Here is a 17,467-nt window from a genome sequence, read left to right on the forward strand (position 1 = left end):
TGTCCGTCGTCAGAACATTTGGCGCAGATCGCGGCGTAAATTAGTGGAGAGCGGGCCTCGTCTGGGGATTGATATTAGGCGGCGAGCTTTCGGTGCTGCAAGCGCCGATATTGGATGGTCTGTCGTTTGATCCTTTCGCGCTGTTTGATGATGGCCGGTGCCCTGCCGAAGTAGGCGTCGGCGGGCGTCACGTTACCGAGGCTTTCGTGGTAACGTCGGTGATTATAATGGTCGATGAAGGCCTCGATCTGGGCCTCAAGATCGCCAGGCAGGAAGTAATTTTCGAGCAGGATGCGGTTTTTGAGGGTCTGGTGCCAGCGCTCGATCTTGCCCTGGGTTTGCGGGTGCATGGGGGCACCGCGGACATGGGTCATCTTGTTGGCCTCGATATATTCGGCCAGTTCGCCCGCGATGTAGCTCGGACCATTGTCGCTGAGCAGCCTGGGCTTGTGCAGCACCGTGGCGCTGTCGCAGCCGGAAGCCGCCAGGGCGAGGTCCAGCGTGTCGGTCACGTCCTCGGCCCGCATGTTGGTACACAGCTTCCAGGCAATGACGTAGCGCGAGAAGTCGTCGAGCACGGTCGATAGGTACAGCCAGCCCCACCCGATGATCTTGAAGTAGGTGAAGTCGGTCTGCCACATCTCGTTCGGGCGGGTGGTCCTGGTGTGGAACGCATCGGCGGCCTTGATCACGACATAGGCCGGACTGGTGATCAGGTCATGGGCCTTGAGAAGCCGGTAAACCGTGGCTTCCGACACGAAGTAGCGCCTCTCGTCGGTGAAGCGCACAGCCAGTTCTCGAGGGGATAGTTCGGTCGTCTCCAGCGCCATCTCGACGATCTGGTCCCGGATGTCATCACCGATGCGATTCCACACCCGGCTTGGCGCCGATGGCCGATCTTCCAGGGCCTCCGGCCCGCCTTCGAGGTAGCGGTCGTACCACCGATAGAAGGTCCGGCGAGCGATGCCGAGCTGGTCCAGCGTGCGCTTGGCCGGCAGATGTGACTGCTCGACGATCCTGATGATCTCGAGCTTCTCGGATGCGGGATACCTCATTCGTCGTCGCCCCCATCCGCAATCATGCTTTTTTTGAGCAGGCGGTTTTCGAGTGTCAGGTCGGCCACACATTCCTTCAGGGCACGGGCTTCGCGGCGCAAGTCCTGCACCTCGCCGGTGGTTGCGGCGCGGGCTGTGTCGCCAGCAAGCCGTCGCTTCCCGGCCTCCATGAACTCCTTCGACCAGGTGTAATACAGGCTCTGGGCGATGCCTTCCTTGCGGCACAGCTCGGCAATGCTGTCCTCACCGCGCAAGCCTTCCAGCACGATCCTGATTTTGTCCTCTGCGGAGAAGTGCCGGCGCGTCGCACGCCGTATGTCCTTCACCACCCGCTCAGCAGGGGCCTTCGTCAGCGATTTTTTCAAGGAGGATTTGGGCTTCATCTTCGTTCCTTCGTCACTACGACGAAGCCCAAATCCTCCTTAAATCACAACCTCAATTCTGTGCCATTGGTGCTGACGGCGGACAGGGCGAGACGGCGGTTCCAATCTCCAAGAACTGCAAATCGATCCGGCCCCGCTGCCACTGCGTCGATCCAGGCCTCGAGCACAGGCACCTGCTGCATCAAGACCGGGCATGCTTTCGCTTCACTGCCGCTGAAGCATCCAGATTTCAGGTGAACACTCAGCAACCGTATCGGAGCACGCGCTTGGGGCTTGAGGGTGATGTCGACACCCGACCGTAGCTGCGCATTGCCAAGCATCAATGAGGTCACATCGGGATGGCGGTCGAATGCAAGGCCCTTGCGGACCGCAAAGCCTACCGCTTGGCGAATGACCGATTGGCTGCTGTTCTTACCACCACAGGTACCGCTCGGCTTTCCCGGCCTTGCTTCCATTACGACCTCGTAGCGCGCAGGATCAAATACGCGCGCCGCCGCGCCGATATTTTCGACTTCCTGAAATGCGATGACGTCTGCGTCGATCTGGTCGACGATCCGGCGCATCGCGGCATAGTCTTCGTCCGTGCGCGGCTCACAGCCCACGCCATTATGCTCGGCCAGGAATTCCATGTTCCAGCTCGCGAGTTTGAGCGGGCGAGCAGCGGCGGAAACAGCGCCCTGCGGACCAGGGCTTGATTGCGCGGCGCAGGCCGAAAGCACGAGCAGCAACGGAAGGAATGTAGTTCGAAAATTGATCATCGATGCCTTGTGGCGATCCGCACACGACAGTTCAATCGGATTAGTTCCGGTGAACCCTGTTCTCGAGTGAACCGACAATTTGCCGCGCAACCCGATGCTTGCGCTTCATGTCACTTCGCCACGGTCCGTCTGCGATAGGTCGTCGAGACGCGCGGCAATGGCCTTCCACATCTCGACGCCAGCCGTGTCACCTTGCAGCACCAGGGCGCCAATACGCTCCGCCGCAAAGACGACAGCGCGCGGTCCATGCTGTCGTTCGACTGCAAGAGCACAGGCCCAGACATGCTGTTCAGGAGTAATCACCCGGTCCGTATAAGGGCATTTCAGCTGGGATCACGAGGTACGAATTATCGCTTTCCTACAATATTTCGCGCTGTCATGCAGAGCCTATGCAAGAACGCGGACCCAAATGGCGCGACCGGGCGCTCGCTATAGAATTCTGGATTGCGACCGCGTTGGTAGGCGGCTCATTCCTCGTCGGGGCGTGGCAGGCCCTTAAATACTTGATCTAGCGGTGCAGGTGGCGCGCTGGGGCTACGCGCCAGCGACGAGCGGTGAAGGAGCAATGTTCTCAGGCGCTACACCGTCGACATCGACAAGGTCTTCACCCACCACGATGCCCGTAATGCGAACACGCTTTTCGATATGGTCGACCGGAACGCGGTGCAAGTCGAGGCGCCACCGGCCGCCAAGGTCACGGCGAAGTGAGAAACCGCCCGCGTCGCGGAGCAACGTCCCTGTCTCTTCGATTCTCGCGCCGATCATGGTCATGTCTTTGGCCTACGCAAAGTCGCAACACCGCGCCAGAAACTTTGGCTGAAGGCCTTTCAACCCAGCCTAAATGCTCAGCGACGCCGAAATGGCTCGCAAGCCACCCCGTCACCGTCGCCATCCATTTCTGGCCGATATCCGGGCTGACCGCGGTATAACGGCGCGGCACCCGCTCCCCATGCCGCATTGCAATTGCGGTAAAAGACGCCGGACGGCGCCGGCGATGCAACAGGCTGGCGCACGGCGGATGCCTTCGGCTTGGGCCGATGAACCCTGGGATTGGCGGCCCGATAGTCAGCCGGCTGTTGGAAGTCGGAACTCCAGATGCCCAGCTTTAGGGACTTGGCGCGCGCCTCGGCACCGATATAGCGATCGCTAAACTGAGGCAACGCAACTGCAAGGCCCGCTTCGACCATGGCTTGGCCCAGATCTATCTGCCGCGCGGTGCAGCTGGCGACGATCCGGTCATAGTCGTCGACATCACGCTGCTTACATTGCAATTCCGCACCGTTCACCAGTTGCGCCAATTTCGCGGACGCTTCTTTGCCACATGCCCAGCTTTGTCCCTCGCGCGCGCAATTCTGGTTGAGCTCGGGGGCGTCCACACCGTGCAAGCGGACGACGATCCCCGCCATGTCGAGAGAGTCGCCGTCCATCGCCCGGCCCGAGCCACTAATGTCCTGCGCGGATGCGGAAAGCGGCGTCAACGCCAGCCCGATTACAAAAAGCCATTTCATGCGAACGAACTTAGCGCGGCTAGCTTACCAAGTTCTTGAGCATCATAGCTCGAGCCAAATGGCCGAAATCCAAACCAAAGCAAATTGGCTTGCGAACGGTCTGAAGGAATGGTGATCGCCCTAACGGACGACCTCCACGAGGTTAGCGCTTTCCTCACGCTCGCTTATCCTGAAGCCCGTCCCAAGGAAGCGCTCGATTAGGCTGGCAGCCGTTCGCGTGTGCTCACTGATCTTGACCGTCGTGAATGCGCCGCCACGAGCAAGAGCCATCGGGAGCAGGAGCTGATCCTGCAGATAAGGACCGGCAAAGGCACCTGACGCGAGATAGCCCGCCATGCGCTTAGCCGCCGTCTTCGCCAAGCGTTCGGCCGGCACGCCAAGCTTGCCAAATGCCGACATCAGTTCCGTCACCTGTTCGAAGCTCGCCTCGAGCAGGAGCGCATTGCCTGGCCCCTGATCGGAAGGAAGCTGCCGCGTCACGAAGGCTTCCGCGGGCCATTCTATCAGCACCTTCTGTGCCGCTTTCAGCTCACGCTCTGCAACGTCGAACGGAATCCCCGCGATGATCGCTGTCGCCTGCACCGGTCCGGCTGTACCGCGGTCGATGCACTCGATCGCGCGCAGCGGAGCCGGCTCGATATCGATCTCGATCCGGCCACCCCCACGCGGAAAGAATCCGTGCCGGACCAGTTTTGCCGTGATGGTCGGCCCCATGCGATTGATGACCGGGAGCAGCGTCCGCTCGATAAAGTCAAACGGCGGTGCCGCCAGAGCATGGGTGCCGCCCTCGATCACGAGCCGCGAGGGTGCGCTAGCGAGCATCAGGGGCACCAGGACCGTCTGGAGCACGAGACCCGTGCTGCCGGCCGTGCCGACGGCAAAATGATAGTCGCCAGGTGTGACGGCGCCAGGCCGAAAGCTAATGCTGGTCGAGCCGACGGCAAGCCCAGTGCATTCTGCGCCGCCGATTACGCATGCGGCCTCGATCGCTGTCACATGCTGACGCATGAGTCCCGGCTTCTCGCGCCCACCACGAATATTCTCAATTGTGAACGGCTCGCCAGTGAGGAGCGAGAGTGCGCAAGCATAGCGCAGCACCTGTCCCCCGCCCTCGCCTTCAGAACCATCGATGATTATCATTTGTCGTCTACCAAATCTAAAAACAGCTCATTAGCTTCGCTCGCAAAAGCTTCGCTCTCCGAGCGCGCCGGCACTTCGGCCGCCCGGCCGAGTTCGTCGAGGATCATGGCCTCGAGCGCGTTCACTCGCGTTACCATGCCAGCTTCACGCGTTTCTGCTTTGAGCTCTACCAACCGATCGATCTCGCCACAGAGCGTTGATGGCAAATCGGCTCGTGCCATGAGCGCCTGCAGCTGCATCGGAGGTCGGCGCGACGGATCGAGCCGTAACACCCGGATCGCAAGCGCGGGGCGCAGCGCGTAGAAGTAGCGTTTGACTGCAATGTCTTCGCCTTGCTCAAACCAGCGCGCGACTGCCGCTTTACCTAGACTAGCATAGTGCAAGGCATAGCTCTGCGGATCGAAATAGCGATCCTCAAGTTCGGCAATTCGCGCAATGACGGGATCGGCATCGCGATACTGAATCGGAGATTCGATCCATTCCGACAGAACCGAATTATTTTTGAGCATCAGTCCCAGCGCCTTGCGGATATCCCAGCCATTGAGATCGATCTCGTCGACGATCGGCCGCTCGATCACGTCACGCACCGGGCTCAATGCGAGATAATCGCGGCGCGGACGGACGTAGATAAAGCGCACATCATAGTCGCTATCGGGCGACGGAAATCCCCACGCACGCGAACCGGATTCGATCGCGAGTAGCAGACGCACCTCGTCCTCCGCCTCGATCGCGGCGAGGCGGTTTTCGATTTCGTGGCGGATCGCGGCGTTGATACTCATCGTTCTTCTTCTATCCAGTTGGTGCTTCGCGGATCGGGAATGAACACAAGCGGGGTCCAGCAATCGGTGCGCAAGGTGCCGACATCAGCACCACATTGGCAATCCTGATTGGGGCCATCGCAACCATCGAGACCGCAGCAGCCGTTGAGACGGCGCGCATTGGTCGTATTGCAGACGTTCCCGTCTAGATCCTCCGGGTTCAACCAATATTGCGGAGCAAATTCGAGTAACGCTGGCTCATTGCCATAGGATCGTTCAATCGGCTCCCAACTCTTGAAGGCGGCCCCGCACGGAGTGAGGGGCTTGCCATCTTCATGCTCGGGCGATTCCACGCCAGGCGCCTTGCTCGACACGATCGTCAGCGCATGCGTCAGTCGCGTCCCGCAAGCAGCACAGCACAAAATCCGCTTCACCAGATATCTCCCCGATGGCGGCGTGAAGGGGTCACCCCTTCACGCACACCACTTGCTTCAGCGTATGGACGATCTCGACGAGGTCGGCCTGCGCCGCCATTACCGCCTCGATCGGCTTGTACGCCTTGGGTGTTTCGTCGATCACGCCTTCGTCCTTGCGGCATTCAACGCCCGCGGTGTCGGCAATATGCTCCTCAAGGGTGACGAGCTTCTTAGCCGCGGTGCGGCTCATGACGCGGCCTGCGCCATGGCTGCAGCTGTCGAACGACTCCGGGTTGCCTAGCCCGCGCACGATGAACGATTTCGCGCCCATCGAACCCGGGATGATACCCATCGTCCCCTTCGCCGCACGCACCGCTCCCTTGCGGGTAACGAGCACATTCTCGCCGAAGTGGTTCTCACGCGTCACATAATTGTGATGGCAGTTCACCGCCTCGGCTTCGGCTTCAAAGGGCTTCGCAATCTGCTGCCGGAGCGCAGCGATGACGTTCGCCATCATCATGCGCCGGTTCAGCGCCGCAAAGTCCTGCGCCCAGCCGACCGCTTCAACATAATCGTCGAAGTGGTCAGTCCCTTCCGGGAAATAGGCGAGGTCGTCATCGGGCAGGTTGATGAACCATTTGCGCATGTCCTTCTTTGCCAGCTCGATGAAGTAGGTGCCGATCGCATTGCCGACGCCGCGCGACCCCGAATGCAGCATCACCCACACCCGCGCATCCTGGTCGAGGCACAGCTCGATAAAATGGTTGCCCGTTCCGAGCGTCCCCAGATGCGTGAGGTTGTTGGTGTTCTTCAGCCGTGGATGCTTGGCGACGACATGACCGAACCGCTCGGCGAGCGTCGCCCAGGCGTCGACGATGGCCTGCGGGGGATCGCCCCACGATCCATGGTCACGCCGGCCGCGACCGACTGAGCGGCCATGCGGCACCGCCGCCTCGATCGCCGAGCGGATAGCTTCCAGATTGTCGGGCAGATCGTTCGCCATCAGCGTAGTGCGCGCCGCCATCATGCCGCAGCCGATGTCCACCCCGACCGCAGCCGGGATCACTGCGCCTTTGGTCGGGATGACCGATCCAACCGTGGCGCCAATGCCAACATGGACGTCGGGCATTGCCGCGACATGTTTGAACACGAACGGCATCTGCGCCGCCTTGACGAGCTGCGCGCGGGCGCCGTCCTCCACCGGCACGCCGCGGGTCCACATCTTGACCGGGCGCCCGCCCTCGACATTCAGCACTTCATAGGTCGTCTGGGTCATAGCTGACCTCCTACTTTCTCTTTGTGGCAAGCTACGCCTTGAGGCGAGCCTTGCCGAACATTCCTCACGCCGCCTCAAATGCGTTCTGGGGCGGCCGGCCTATTCCGGCCGCCCCATCGCTTCGGCCTGTCGGGAGACGTGAACCCCGACGCCCACATCCTTGCAGAAGCCGTGCCAAGCGGATCTGCCAAGCGCAATTTCTCCATAATACTCTGTTATATAGCGGTATTTCAGATCATGAATTCAGCATCGCCTGCATGCATTTGCCGAAATGAGAGATATCTGTATCGTGAATTATATTTCTGTATAATATTGGACTATGAAACCGCTCACCGTCATCGGCTTTCTTGGCTCGACACTCGACGCTGCCAAGTTCGGCCCCTCCCGTTGGAACAAGTGGCGGCCGACGGTCAGCATCTGCATGCAGGAAGATCTACGCGTTGATAGCTTCGTCCTGCTGCATGGCACCCATCACCGCCGCCTCGCCGAATATGTCGCCGATGATATCCGCGATGTATCCCCCGAGACTGAAGTAGCGCCGCATCTCCTCGACTTTGACGATCCCTGGGACTTCGAGGAGGTTTATGGAAAGCTTCTCGACTTCGCGCGCAGCTTTCCGTTCGATCCCGACAATCAGGATTATCTGATCCACATTACAACCGGGACGCACGTTGCGCAGATCTGCCTCTTCCTGCTGACCGAGGCGCGCTACTTGCCCGGCAGGCTGCTCCAGACCCAGCCGCAACGGGGTGTGCCGCAGCCCGTGGGGACGTGGGGCGCCATCGATCTCGACCTCTCGCGTTATGACAGCATCGCAACGCGCTTTGCCGAGGCGAGCGCCGAAAGCGCGAGCTTCCTCAAAAACGGCATCGAGACCCGCAACGCTGCCTTCAACCGCATGATCGACGAGATCGAGCAAGTCGCAGTGCGCAGCCGTGCACCGATCCTCCTCATGGGTCCAACAGGTGCGGGGAAAAGCCAACTGGCGCGCAAGATCTATGAACTCAAAAAATTGCGGCACCAGATCGGCGGCGCTTTCGTCGAGGTCAACTGTGCGACCCTCAAGGGCGACAGCGCGATGTCGGCGCTGTTCGGGCACCGCAAGGGTGCTTTCACCGGCGCGGTCCAGGATCGTCCGGGCCTGCTCAAGACGGCTGACAAGGGCGTGCTCTTCCTCGACGAAATCGGCGAGCTCGGTCTCGACGAGCAGGCGATGATCCTCCGGGCGATCGAAGACGGGCTCTTCTTGCCGGTCGGCTCCGACAAGGAGACCGCGAGCGCGTTTCAGCTCATTGCCGGCACCAATCGCGACCTGGTGAATGAAGTGGCCGCAGGGCGGTTCCGCGAGGACCTGTTTGCGCGTCTCAACCTCTGGACATTCATCCTTCCTGGCCTGGCCGAGCGCCGAGAGGATATCGCCCCCAACCTCGACTATGAACTCGAGCGCTTTGCCGAGCGCGAGGGAACGCGGGTGACCTTCAACAAAGAAGCGCGCGATCGTTATCTGTGTTTTGCCGAAGATCCCGGCGCCCGTTGGCGCGGCAATTTTCGGGATCTCGCCGCCAGCATCACGCGCATGGCGACGCTCAGCTCAACGGGCCGCATCGACGTCGACACCGTCGCCTTGGAAACGTCCCGGCTTCGCTCGCTTTGGTCGAGCGACACGAAGGTGGGAGATGGGCTCGAGGCCTTATTGTCACCCGATCGGCTGGCGCAAATCGATCCGTTCGATCGCGTCCAGCTCGCCTATGTCGTCGCGGTCTGTCGCAGCTGCGGCAGCCTGTCTGCCGCAGGGCGGCAATTATTCTCCGCCTCACGGGAGCAGCGCATATCGACCAACGACGCGGATAGACTGCGCAAATATCTCGCGCGTTTCGATCTCGATTGGGCCAGCATCACAAGCGAAAAGTAGCGGCATGGCGTGCAGGACTTGGCACGCCATGCCGCGCGGCCGAATTATGCCTTTCGGCCTGGTGGGCTTCTTGCGGGTTCGCCGCCCTTCCCACCTCCGCGCTCGATCCGCCCCAGCGTGCGGCGTCTCCCGCGGTCCCCGCGCTTATTGGGTCCGGGTCCCCGTTATGCGGCTTTCTGCACGTCAGCGATCTTCTGAAACTGCGCGAAGATGTCGGGATGGAACTGAGCAAGGTGGCGCACAACGCGCGCATTCTCCAGCAGGCTTGCAATATAAGCCGTCGCCAAAACCAGATCGAGATGGTCTTCGCCATAGCGCTGCTCAATCTGCTTCATGTCCTGATCCAGCCGCCCCGATTCTTGGGTCATGAGGTCAAGCTGCTCGGCGGTCACGCCTCGCGTGACTGGCTTGCGTCCCTCGACAAACTCGCTGATGGGCGTCGCTGCAACAATCGATCTTACATAATTGGTCGAGAAGCGGTTCATCGCCACCATCATTTCCGCCGCGCGTACTTGGCGCATCGGCTTGAGCCGCCTGAGCTCGGCGAAAGCCTTGATCGGAACATGCTTGTCGCGAAGTAGGTCGGCCACTTCCGAGCAAATGCCATTGAGCAGATTTCGTTTCTGACGGATCAGCGCCACATTCACATTGAGAGCCCGGGCGATGCGCTCTTCCGACGCGCCGCGTTTTACCGCCTGGAGGATCATCTTATGCTCTTGGATGATCGCAATGCGGCTGAGGCGACGATTATAGGTAAAGGCCTCGTCTTCGGTGGCGATGAGACACACGACTTCTTTCACGCCATCCGCGATCAGGATGTCGATGCGTAGATGGCCATCCAGCAGCCGGAACCGCCCCTCGCTCGTTGGATCGAGGATCACAACCGGCGGCTCAATAATGCCGACTTCTTTTATCGAAGCGGCGATCTGCGCATATTTGACCGAAGTCCGAATGGCAGGTCGGACCTCATAGAGGAAATTGATGTCGGATACGGGGATGCGCATCGTTGCATCCTCAAACGCCCGGAACACATGGGGTGCCTGCTTCATGCGAGCACCGCCTTTTCAGCTCGCATTTGGACCGCCAAATTGTCAGGCAGCGTGGTGAGGTCTTCGTCTTCCAAGAGTGCGGTAAATTGCTCATCCGCACGCAGCCTTCGCAGAGCCTCGACGACGCACAGCAGCCGGTCGCGCGTTGCATTGGCCCGCGCGACCAGCGACCGTTTGCGGGCGACATCGTCTTTGTAGGCCCGAACCAAACTATCTACGGAGACCTTTTCCTTGGTAGGCCCGCCATGGACACCGAGGTCCTTGCCATGGCGACGGCGACGTTCAATGATCTGCCGGGCGACCAAGAGTTTCCGCCCTTTTAGCAGGCCTTTTTCATAAGCGGCCGACAATGCGGCCTGAACCTCGTGATCTGGCGCTTCAGCGATTTCCACCGCGACACTCAGGGGAATGATCCCACTTTCTACCGACCGCAACAACCGTTGCTCGCCGCGCTCGATCAGCCGAGAAATGCCTCTTACATATTCTTGAGTAAGTCCGGTTTTGCGCGCGACCTCGGCAATCGTATCGCCGCGCTGCTCCATGCCCCGGATATCTTTCAAGAGATCGAAGGCGCCATGTTTTCGGCGCGCGCAGTTCTCGACGAGACTGGCAACAAGACAATCTTCGGTGTCTGCTGACACCACTAGGGCAGGCACTTCCAATTGGCCAAGCTCGATATAGGCTTCAAGCCTGCCTTGCCCGCAGACGAGGTCATAGAATGGCCCTCCCGCCTCCGTTCGCCGGGTCACTGTGATGGGTCTTTTCAGCCCCACTTTCGAGATGTTCTCGACGATCTCCCTGAAGCTGCCCTTGTTCCGCACCCGCGGGTTGACCACGGTTACGCGCTCGATCGGGATCATCTCGACGCGCTGCGCTGGAAGTGCCGCCATTATGCTGCCTCCTTGAACTGGGCGCGAGCCGCCATCTGATAGAAATAGGTAAGGTCGTCGAACCGGTAGGCGTCGAGAGATAGCCCATTGTACTCAGCCAATCGGTAGATTGCCTCGCGCAGGTCGAAATGCGGGAGCAAATAATAGTCGCGGGGATTGTCGTTGTTGCTGTCCATACGGACAGCCACTGTGATGTCGGGCTTAAGTTTTGTGTCGAGCCGAAGCTTCCATCGCAGCGTCCCACTTGCCGTTTTCGAGCAGCGCACGATGACCAACGACACGGTGAATTCTCGATTGATCCTCAGCAGATCAGTGACGGGATCGCGGGCAACCTCGCCGCCAATCTGGATAACACCGTCGATAATCGATTGAATGATTTCGGGATACAGGGCGCGCAATTTGCGGTTGGTCTCGAGATAGCGGTAGTCGTGGTCTGGAGAAAAGCCGACCAAGGTATAGGCGCGCAGCAAACTACCAAAGCGTGTTCGAAACGCACTGCTTGAAGGCGCGCCCTCCGCCTCATCGATGATCAACCCCGACAGATAGCCGTTTCGCTCCAATACCTCGGTCAGCAGCTTCAGCATCTCGTCATCGCTGAGCTTGGCGCTGCGCTGGCGAATGATCGCCTGCGCTGCCTCGAAGAGCTCGGTCGGCACGATCGCGGGAAAGACGCCATCGGCCCTGATCCACTCGCCCGGGTCATTCTGGACATGCGCGCCCTTAAGTTTGCATGAGGTGCGCGCCCACACATTGTTACCGATATATTTCTCGTTGATCAGCAGCTGGTGGACCGACCCCCGCGTCCATGGCCTCCCGAGGTCAGTGAGTACGCCTTGGCGATTGAGCTCCTCAGCAATATCGCTTTCACAGATGCCTTCATCGACGAAGCGTCGGTAGACCTTGCGGACAATTTCGATTTCATCTTCGGGTCCGCGCACCAGGACCACGCGGTCTGTTGCGATGCTTTTGTGCTGCCCGGGACCAAGAACACCTTTTTCCTCGCCGGCCTGGTCGACGAGCATCCTGCGAAGACCAAAACCCGCCGCCCCTCCTTGGCGAAAACCCAGCCGGATCAAATTCGCTTGGCCTGCAAAAACCTTCACCGAGAGCTCGCGGCTATATTCGCCAGCCATAGCCCGCTTCACCGTTTTAATAATCGATGATCCAATGCTGCCATCATTCTCAAATTGCTCGGCGCAATAATGCACCTCTAGGCCAGCACGTCGGCAGCGAAGCTCGTATAGCGCCGCCTCGTCAGGGTCCTGAAACCTCCCCAGCCGACTGACATCGTACACGAGCAGGATACTGAAATCGGCTCGGCCATTTTCGACATCGGCGAGTAGCTTCTGCAGCGCAGGACGCCCATCGACGTTCAGCCCACTCTTGCCCTCGTCGGCATAAGTCCGGACAATTTCATATCCCCGGCCATCGGCATATCGCTGGATCGCGATCAGCTGGTTGTCGGTCGAGAACTGCTGGTTATCGGTCGACATGCGGACATATGCGGCCGCTCGTGCCTTGGGCGGCTCAGTTTGGGCGTTTACCCCTTCTGTATCCAACCAACGTATAACCATGGCCACCTCGGCAGGCGTAAGCGTGCGAGCCTGCGCCTGAGGCGTTGTACAGCATGGGGAGCCGGAGCATGGTCCCTAAGAGCGGTAGTCAACTTCCGAATTCGCGGTTTATCCTGTCGGAATCGGAGTTTGCGAGAGAAATTGGCGAAGCGCTGCGAGAAGAGCTCGGCGCGAGTCGCCTTGCCACGAAGACCGTCATGCGATGGACGGGCGTGAGCGACAAAGCCGCGCGATCTTGGTTACAGGGACGCGCCAGTCCCAGCGGACTTCACCTCATTGCGCTCGCCGCTCGCTCGGAACCGGTGATGACGACTGTGCTTCGTCTGACAGGTCATGGAAATCTTGAAATCGGCATGCGCTTACGCAGCATCGAGGCAGAACTGCTTCGAATGTTGGCGATCGTGCAATATTCGAAAACGGACGAACCGTGAATCAGCGAAATGAAAGACGCGGTCGCTAGCCCAGCGCCCGCGTCCTCATGCTAATTGTCATTCGCCAGGCATGGTGCCGGACGACGAATAGTCTTTGTATTTGTCAGTGAAATTCGCGTGATAATCGTCGACCTGCATGTCAGCATTGTCTGCTGCGTCGGCGGCAGAGTCACCGCCGGCGCGATTGGCCGCAACAATCGCAGTACGGAAGGCGGCGCGCTCGGTTTCGCAGGTAGATTTCAGCGATATTTCAAATTCTCCCTCGGGCATTTTTGCTTCAAGCGATGTTTTGACGAACCCGCGAAGACACTTTGTGAAGGCGGCGCGCGTCGTGTCGACATTGCCCGTCGGTGCGGGCGCCAATGCGGCCAATAGAATTGAAGCGATAAACATCCTGATGCTCCCCGTTTTCGGATGATGTCCCGCGGTCAATTTAGACCAGCGAGATTGGAAATGGGAGAGGATTTCGATGCGGATCGCATGCGCAGCCTGTGCGCGTCCAGTTCTTATGCAACTTTCATGGTCAGCAATGCGATTCAAGCATTCTAAAGCAATCGAACTCTCACTTCGCTGCCAGCCAGACTCGCTGGTGCGCGATGGGCGCCCGGATCTGGCTCCCTCCCCCCTTTCGGGACTGGGCCGGGTGCTTCATCAGTTCAGGCTGTCGAGCCCGCTTTGCCTTCTCGCTACGTTACCGCGCGTCATGAATTATTCTGAAAAGGTCGAAGAGGTTGCGGGTTGAGTCTCATCGGTGAAATGGCCCGACCTTCGAAGGGGGGGGGGGTGAAGGCCGGGTTGAAACACTAAGCGCGCGCTGCGCCGAAGGTTCCCGCACATGGTGGCCCCGCCACGTGGGTCGCTACGCGGCGGGGTTGACCGGACCCTATGCGGAAATTGTGAAATACACGTGAAAAACTGGTTCGACATGAAGGCAACGCCCTACAGCGATGGGATTCTCGTATCCGCCATATGCAACGTCAGTCCTCGAATATCGCCGCGCGCGCCCATGATAGCCGCGCCATAGATATTGGCGAGGTTGCGCACCTGCCGCAAGCCGAGCCGCACCGCGAGATAGGCCGGGCAAAGGAGGAAGGCGATGCGGTCATGGGGTTTAACGGCTCATATGTTCTTTTTATGTTCTACCGTGCACCTACCCGCGTCAAGCGACCTGCGGCAGACGGCTGTGGATCATTCAGCGACGCGACACCTTGGACGCTGTAAACGGGCGCATAATGACCCTCTCTCCCGATCTCGTCGCCGATCTGTCCACCCAGACGCTCGCCGTCTACGCGCTCGGCGCCGCGCTGATCCTCATCCTGCTGTTCAAGATCCCCTATGTCGGCCGCGCCTTCCGGGCGCTGTTCTCGGTCGCGCTGCTTGCGTTCGGCATCTTCCTCATCCTCCAGCACGCCCCCTTCGACCCCAATTTGTCGCGCCTGACCGCGAGCCTTGGGCTCGACAAACAAGAGGTCGTTGGCGACGAAGTCCGCATCCCGATGGGGCGCGACGGGCATTTCTGGGCGGAGGTGGAGCTCAACGGCACTAAGCGGCGCATGCTCGTCGACAGCGGCGCCACGGTTACCGCCTTGTCGCGGGCAACCGCGGCCAAAGCCGGCGTCACCGCCGACACGAGCCTCGTGCCGCTGCTCATGAATACCGCGAACGGCACCGTGCGCGCCGATGCCGGGACGCTCGATCGGCTGACGGTCGGGTCGATCGAGGCCCGCGCGCTCAAGGTCGTGATCGCGCCAGGGCTTGGCAACACCGACGTGCTCGGCATGAACTTTCTGTCGGCACTCAAATCCTGGCGCGTCGAGGATCGAACCCTGATCCTGGTCCCCGAGGACGATACGCAGATGCTTTGAGGGAACCGCGGCGTGCGCCTGGACATTGTCGGCACGGGGGCTTCAAGGAGTTGCCATGTCCTCGCTCACCGCCGCCGCCATCAATTGTTCGCTTTCGGCCAAAGGGCGCAAGAGCTCGACCGATGCCATGATCGCCGTCCTCGCCGAGCATTTTGCCGACCATGACGTCAAGGTTGCCGATCCGATCCGCATCGCCGCGCATCATGTCAAATGGGGCGTGTCGTCCGACGAAGGCGATGGCGACGACTGGCCGAAGATCCGCGAGGCGATCCTCGCCGCCGACATCCTCATCTTCGGCACCCCGATCTGGATGGGCCAGCCTTCGAGCGTCGCCAAGCTCGTGATGGAGCGCATGGACGCTTTTCTCGAGGAGACTGACGAGGCGGGCCGCATGCCCAGCTATTCGAAAGTCGCGGTCGCCGCGATCGTCGGCAACGAGGATGGCGCGCATCATGTCTGCGCCGAGCTGTTCCAAGCGCTAAACGACGTCGGCTGGACGATCCCCGCGGTGGCGGGCTGCTACTGGGTCGGCGAAGCGATGGGCTCGACCGACTTCAAGGACCTCGAACATCGCCCGCGCATGATTTCGAAAACCGCGCAGATGGTCGCGAGCAATGCGGCGCATCTGGCGCGGCTGCTCAAGGCGTCGCCCTACCCCGGCTGATCGCGCGTCATGACCCGGCGAAAAGCGCGCTCCAAATAGCTGATAAAAGGGACATTATGCGCCGCGGGGACCCTGTGGCGCGAGCGGACGGGAACGCTTTTGGTGTCGGCGTCACAGAAGCGCCAGCGTCTGCGCTTCGCGCTCGCCGCCGAAGCAGCGGTCAAGCGCTGCGCCAAATGGCGCCCGCCCGCTGACCGCCTCGCACAGTGTCAATGACGAGCGCAGCTTCACCGCGTCGATGTCGCTGAACACGGCGACGGCGTCGCTGCCGATTAGGTCCTGCACCGCCGACACGCATTCGACATAACGCGATCCGAGCAGCGGATGCGCGAGATAAGCCCGCGCCTCGTCTCGCTCGGCAATCGGATAATGCTGCGCCATCGCGCTTCGCCCCAGCTCGGCGAGCTGCGCAAAGGCGTCCGGCAGATATGTCAGGGGGTCGCGGCAAGAATGACATCGATAGTTTCTTCCGGCATGAAGCCGCTCCCGCCATGCTGCTCAACGCGGACGGGCGCTCAGCGTTCTTTATCACCGGCTATGACGCCGGAAACGCCATCCCGCGCGCGCTCAGGAACCTCGGCCTCGATGCGGCGGATCGCGCGCGCCACAACGCGTGGGGCATTGGTGTGCAAGGGCTTTGGTCCGCCCTATTGACAGGTCATGCGGGCGCGGAAATTGGCGCGATCAGACGCGACGGCTCATGGAAGGGACGCGCGCGCCTGCTCCGGTGGCCGATCGGCGGATCGCAAGGACAGCACGATCGCCGCCCGGGTGCCGCGCCCTGTACGGCTGGCGCCGTAATGTACGCTGGCGCGGTGAGTCTTTGCCAGCGCCTCGATCAATCGCGTCCCCAAGCCGGTTCCGCGAATGGCGCCATCGACCGGGAGACCCGGGCCGTCATCTTCGACCGCGAGCTCGACGGTGTTCGGCTCGACCTGCCGAAGGATCACGCGGATCTCGCCATCCTCCGCCGCGCCATAGGCATATTTACAAGCGTTGCTCACCCACTCGTTAGCGATCATGCCGAGCGCAACCGCTTTGTCCGTGCATATCTTGACGGGATGCGCATCGACGCGGACTTCGCGCCGCCCCGCACCGGTTGACCAGCTTTCGGTCAGATCCGCGGCAAGCGCCGCGAGATATTCGTCCATCGCGACAAACTCGACATCATCGGTCGTGTAAAGACGGCGATTGACCTGCGCGATCGTCGCGATGCGCTGCTGGGTTTGCTGCAGAGTTTCGCGAGCAGCCGGATCGGCCAGGCTTTTCGACTGAAGCCCGATGAACGACATCACCATTTGCAAATTATTGGCGACGCGGTGATTTACTTCCTTGAGCAGGGCCTCGAGGCGCGCATTGCTCTGCCGCAGATCGGCTTCAGCCTGTTCGCGCGCACGCCGGAGCTGCGCGCGTTCGAGCACCTGCTCGAAGCTGCTGCACAGCAGGTCGAAAAATTCCTCGCCAACGGATTTAACGACATAATCGTCGGCACCCGATTTCAGCGCCGCGACCGCAATCCTGCTTTCTTCGGAGCCCGTCACATAAACAATAGGCGGGCAGTCGGCCAGCTTGCGAAGAGCCTCCAGCGTCGCCAGTCCATCCTGCCCCGGCATATAATGGTCGACCGCAATCAGGTCGAACCGGCCTTCTCCGGTCATCGCGACACCCTCGGGTCCGCTCGCGGCCACGCTGACCTCGAAGCCCTTCCGCACGAGCGCGCGCGAGACGAGACGCCTGATGCCCTCATCGTCGTCAATGTAAAGAATATGTGCCAGGGGAGGTCTCAGG

The 17,467-nt window shown here is 60.5% G+C and carries 19 protein-coding genes; 4 read left to right on the forward strand and 15 right to left on the reverse strand.

Annotated elements, in window-relative coordinates:
- Positions 1 to 74: 74 nt before the first annotated feature.
- From VGN68_RS00835 to VGN68_RS00870, 9 genes are all read right to left on the reverse strand, one after another.
- A protein-coding gene (locus VGN68_RS00835) for an IS3 family transposase (protein WP_327472952.1) occupies positions 75 to 1,438 on the reverse strand; the annotation gives its coding sequence in 2 pieces (ribosomal slippage) (positions 75 to 1,088 and positions 1,091 to 1,438; 1,362 coding nt in all).
- Positions 1,439 to 1,482: 44 nt separating this feature from the next.
- Positions 1,483 to 2,196, reverse strand: coding sequence for an endonuclease (locus tag VGN68_RS00840; protein ID WP_327472954.1), 714 nt, complete (start codon positions 2,194 to 2,196; stop codon positions 1,483 to 1,485).
- 105 nt (positions 2,197 to 2,301) lie between these two features.
- Positions 2,302 to 2,499 carry a DUF6961 family protein gene (locus tag VGN68_RS20505; RefSeq protein WP_414712993.1) on the reverse strand — a complete coding sequence of 66 codons (198 nt, stop codon included), beginning with the start codon at positions 2,497 to 2,499 and terminating at the stop codon, positions 2,302 to 2,304.
- Between the two features lie 231 nt (positions 2,500 to 2,730).
- Positions 2,731 to 2,967, reverse strand: a complete 237-nt coding sequence (locus VGN68_RS00845) for a DUF5818 domain-containing protein (RefSeq protein ID WP_327472956.1) — start codon at positions 2,965 to 2,967, stop codon at positions 2,731 to 2,733.
- 74 nt (positions 2,968 to 3,041) lie between these two features.
- Positions 3,042 to 3,674, reverse strand: coding sequence for a thermonuclease family protein (locus VGN68_RS00850; RefSeq protein WP_327472958.1), 633 nt, complete (start codon positions 3,672 to 3,674; stop codon positions 3,042 to 3,044).
- Between the two features lie 150 nt (positions 3,675 to 3,824).
- Positions 3,825 to 4,844 (reverse strand): RNA 3'-terminal phosphate cyclase, encoded by a 1,020-nt coding sequence (gene rtcA / locus VGN68_RS00855; protein ID WP_327472960.1) that lies wholly within the window; start codon positions 4,842 to 4,844, stop codon positions 3,825 to 3,827.
- Positions 4,841 to 5,623 (reverse strand): nucleotidyltransferase domain-containing protein, encoded by a 783-nt coding sequence (locus VGN68_RS00860; protein WP_327472962.1) that lies wholly within the window; start codon positions 5,621 to 5,623, stop codon positions 4,841 to 4,843. Before VGN68_RS00860 ends, rtcA begins: the two co-directional genes overlap by 4 nt.
- Entirely contained in the window at positions 5,620 to 6,036 is a 417-nt protein-coding gene (locus tag VGN68_RS00865; RefSeq protein WP_327472964.1) for a hypothetical protein, read from the reverse strand. The genes VGN68_RS00860 and VGN68_RS00865 overlap by 4 nt, the downstream gene beginning before the upstream one ends.
- A gap of 31 nt (positions 6,037 to 6,067) precedes the next feature.
- Positions 6,068 to 7,294 (reverse strand): RtcB family protein, encoded by a 1,227-nt coding sequence (locus tag VGN68_RS00870; protein WP_327472966.1) that lies wholly within the window; start codon positions 7,292 to 7,294, stop codon positions 6,068 to 6,070.
- A gap of 319 nt (positions 7,295 to 7,613) precedes the next feature.
- Between VGN68_RS00870 and rtcR the strand changes: the two genes are divergently transcribed.
- Positions 7,614 to 9,206 carry an RNA repair transcriptional activator RtcR gene (rtcR, locus tag VGN68_RS00875; RefSeq protein WP_327472967.1) on the forward strand — a complete coding sequence of 531 codons (1,593 nt, stop codon included), beginning with the start codon at positions 7,614 to 7,616 and terminating at the stop codon, positions 9,204 to 9,206.
- Positions 9,207 to 9,370: 164 nt separating this feature from the next.
- Here rtcR and VGN68_RS00880 read toward each other — a convergent pair whose 3' ends face one another.
- Genes VGN68_RS00880 through VGN68_RS00890 form a run of 3 tightly spaced genes read right to left on the reverse strand, consistent with a single transcriptional unit; the run spans position 9,371 to position 12,719 of the window.
- Positions 9,371 to 10,255 carry a plasmid partitioning protein RepB C-terminal domain-containing protein gene (locus VGN68_RS00880; protein ID WP_327472968.1) on the reverse strand — a complete coding sequence of 295 codons (885 nt, stop codon included), beginning with the start codon at positions 10,253 to 10,255 and terminating at the stop codon, positions 9,371 to 9,373.
- On the reverse strand, positions 10,252 to 11,145 hold the full coding sequence (locus tag VGN68_RS00885) for a plasmid partitioning protein RepB C-terminal domain-containing protein (RefSeq protein ID WP_327472969.1): 894 nt from the start codon (positions 11,143 to 11,145) through the stop codon (positions 10,252 to 10,254). The genes VGN68_RS00880 and VGN68_RS00885 overlap by 4 nt, the downstream gene beginning before the upstream one ends.
- A complete protein-coding gene (locus VGN68_RS00890; RefSeq protein ID WP_327472970.1) occupies positions 11,145 to 12,719 on the reverse strand; it encodes a recombinase family protein in 1,575 nt (524 codons plus the stop codon). Before VGN68_RS00890 ends, VGN68_RS00885 begins: the two co-directional genes overlap by 1 nt.
- A gap of 68 nt (positions 12,720 to 12,787) precedes the next feature.
- Between VGN68_RS00890 and VGN68_RS00895 the strand changes: the two genes are divergently transcribed.
- Entirely contained in the window at positions 12,788 to 13,150 is a 363-nt protein-coding gene (locus tag VGN68_RS00895) for a hypothetical protein (RefSeq protein WP_327472971.1), read from the forward strand.
- A gap of 57 nt (positions 13,151 to 13,207) precedes the next feature.
- Here the strand turns inward: VGN68_RS00895 and VGN68_RS00900 are convergent, their stop codons facing one another.
- Entirely contained in the window at positions 13,208 to 13,690 is a 483-nt protein-coding gene (locus tag VGN68_RS00900) for a hypothetical protein (RefSeq protein WP_327472972.1), read from the reverse strand.
- Between the two features lie 692 nt (positions 13,691 to 14,382).
- Between VGN68_RS00900 and VGN68_RS00905 the strand changes: the two genes are divergently transcribed.
- Positions 14,383 to 15,015: a retropepsin-like aspartic protease family protein gene (locus VGN68_RS00905; protein WP_327472973.1), complete on the forward strand. Its 633-nt coding sequence runs from the start codon at positions 14,383 to 14,385 to the stop codon at positions 15,013 to 15,015.
- Between the two features lie 55 nt (positions 15,016 to 15,070).
- On the forward strand, positions 15,071 to 15,679 hold the full coding sequence (locus VGN68_RS00910; RefSeq protein ID WP_327472974.1) for a flavodoxin family protein: 609 nt from the start codon (positions 15,071 to 15,073) through the stop codon (positions 15,677 to 15,679).
- A 111-nt stretch (positions 15,680 to 15,790) separates the two neighbouring features.
- Here VGN68_RS00910 and VGN68_RS00915 read toward each other — a convergent pair whose 3' ends face one another.
- Positions 15,791 to 16,114 (reverse strand): DUF1810 family protein, encoded by a 324-nt coding sequence (locus tag VGN68_RS00915; protein ID WP_327473071.1) that lies wholly within the window; start codon positions 16,112 to 16,114, stop codon positions 15,791 to 15,793.
- A gap of 263 nt (positions 16,115 to 16,377) precedes the next feature.
- Positions 16,378 to 17,466 carry a response regulator gene (locus VGN68_RS00920; protein ID WP_327473073.1) on the reverse strand — a complete coding sequence of 363 codons (1,089 nt, stop codon included), beginning with the start codon at positions 17,464 to 17,466 and terminating at the stop codon, positions 16,378 to 16,380.
- Between the last annotated feature and the right edge of the window lies 1 nt (position 17,467).

Origin of the sequence: Sphingopyxis sp., assembly GCF_035998965.1 — a bacterium.
GTDB lineage: Bacteria > Pseudomonadota > Alphaproteobacteria > Sphingomonadales > Sphingomonadaceae > Sphingopyxis.

Bases quoted from the DNA above. Each gene is read 5' to 3' on its own strand.
- VGN68_RS00885 (WP_327472969.1), bottom strand. From the start codon at position 11,145: ATGGCGGCACTTCCAGCGCAGCGCGTCGAGATGATCCCGATCGAGCGC.
- VGN68_RS00845 (WP_327472956.1), bottom strand. From the start codon at position 2,967: ATGACCATGATCGGCGCGAGAATCGAAGAGACAGGGACGTTGCTCCGC.
- VGN68_RS00840 (WP_327472954.1), bottom strand. From the start codon at position 2,196: ATGATCAATTTTCGAACTACATTCCTTCCGTTGCTGCTCGTGCTTTCG.
- VGN68_RS00890 (WP_327472970.1), bottom strand. From the start codon at position 12,719: ATGGTTATACGTTGGTTGGATACAGAAGGGGTAAACGCCCAAACTGAG.
- VGN68_RS00895 (WP_327472971.1), top strand. From the start codon at position 12,788: ATGGTCCCTAAGAGCGGTAGTCAACTTCCGAATTCGCGGTTTATCCTG.
- rtcR (WP_327472967.1), top strand. From the start codon at position 7,614: ATGAAACCGCTCACCGTCATCGGCTTTCTTGGCTCGACACTCGACGCT.
- VGN68_RS00910 (WP_327472974.1), top strand. From the start codon at position 15,071: ATGTCCTCGCTCACCGCCGCCGCCATCAATTGTTCGCTTTCGGCCAAA.
- VGN68_RS00880 (WP_327472968.1), bottom strand. From the start codon at position 10,255: ATGAAGCAGGCACCCCATGTGTTCCGGGCGTTTGAGGATGCAACGATG.
- VGN68_RS00905 (WP_327472973.1), top strand. From the start codon at position 14,383: ATGACCCTCTCTCCCGATCTCGTCGCCGATCTGTCCACCCAGACGCTC.
- rtcA (WP_327472960.1), bottom strand. From the start codon at position 4,844: ATGATAATCATCGATGGTTCTGAAGGCGAGGGCGGGGGACAGGTGCTG.
- VGN68_RS00870 (WP_327472966.1), bottom strand. From the start codon at position 7,294: ATGACCCAGACGACCTATGAAGTGCTGAATGTCGAGGGCGGGCGCCCG.
- VGN68_RS00860 (WP_327472962.1), bottom strand. From the start codon at position 5,623: ATGAGTATCAACGCCGCGATCCGCCACGAAATCGAAAACCGCCTCGCC.